1 protein-coding gene is annotated in these 1,438 nt (G+C 45.0%); it reads left to right on the top strand.

Annotated elements, in window-relative coordinates; all coding sequences use genetic code 11:
* Positions 1-293: 293 nt before the first annotated feature.
* Positions 294-1,438: AAA family ATPase (locus R8N28_RS24780; RefSeq protein WP_318183612.1), on the top strand; the 1,145-nt coding region annotated here is incomplete at its 3' end.

The following is a 1,438-nucleotide window of genomic DNA, read 5'->3' as shown; positions in this document are numbered from 1 at the left end:
CCATTTATGAATTGTTTTGCTCATGCAGTTGTAAACCCTAGCAATGACCGCAATTTGACGTTTTTGAACATTAACCACAAACGGTGGGAAACAAAAGCAAAAACTGTTGCAAGGCCACGAAAGCGTTTGCACTTTCAGTGAGCTATATCTCATAAATGGAAACTTTGATTGCTCAGCAAAGAGAGAGATAAGCATCTGTTATAAGGGTGATTCGAACAAATTACACTTGTAACAAAGTGATAACAAATGTATAAAAATAAATACACAGCATCAGTTCAGCAGCCGGAGTACGTATGATCCAACCTTCTTTTGCATCCAATGCCGAAAAAGCACTACTTTCCGAGCGTATTAACAAGCTTGCAAAAGCGTTAACTGATGGCGTTTATGAACGCGAACACACCATCAAACTCTGTCTCCTTGCCGCTTTGGCTGGGGAGAGCGTCTTTCTTTTAGGTCCTCCAGGTATTGCAAAGAGTCTTATTGCAAAGCGTCTTATCCAAGCTTTTGATAACAGCAGTTACTTTGAATACTTGATGACTCGATTCTCGACACCAGAAGAAGTGTTTGGGCCTTTGAGTATCCAAGAGTTGAAGGACAACGGCCGTTATGTCCGACTCACCAAAGGTTACCTACCTACAGCGCAAGTCGTTTTCCTTGATGAGATTTGGAAAGCGGGCCCTGCGATTCTGAACACTCTGTTGACCGTCGTGAACGAAAAAACATTCAAAAATGGCAGTGACATTGAACGTGTTCCAATGCGTTTGCTGGTTTCTGCTTCCAACGAATTACCAGATGAAGACAGCGGCCTAGACGCACTGTACGACCGAATGCTCGTACGTGTGTTCGTAAACCGAATTCAGAATAAGCAAAACTTCAAATCCATGCTGACCGTTGGCACATCGCAAGAAGCGCAAATTCCGGAAGGTTTGGCGATTACCGATGAAGAGTATCACCAGTGGCAGCAACAACTCGACAAACTGACACTCACCGACAATGCATTTGAAAAGCTGTTCCAGCTAAAAACGATGCTGGAAACCAAAGTGGAAGCGCAATTTGGCGACGCAGCACATACCGACATGTACGTGTCTGACCGTCGCTGGAAAAAGGCGGTGAAGTTACTGAAAGCGAGCGCTTTCTTTAATGGTCGTGATGAAATTAATCCTCTTGATCTGTTGTTATTGCAAGACTGTCTCTGGAATAGCCCTGAGTCGCGTGATGTCGTGCGTGAAGTGGTACAAGAATTCGCGCTCAAGCACGCTTTTGACCAACAAGACGCAGAGCAGGAAATCGAGTACTGCCGCGAGTCTTTGATTGATGTTCAGCATGAGCTAGAAGACACCTACCGCATGACGCTGACCTCTGAAGCAGCAACCGGTATTTTGCGCAAAGAAACCATGCGTTTCGATACTTCGAAGGCGAAAACCTACAAAGTGGGTGC

Source organism: Vibrio sp. Vb1554, assembly GCF_033344235.1.
The sequence above is the reverse complement of the archived record's forward strand: the minus strand, read 5'-3'. Positions and strand labels throughout refer to the sequence as shown.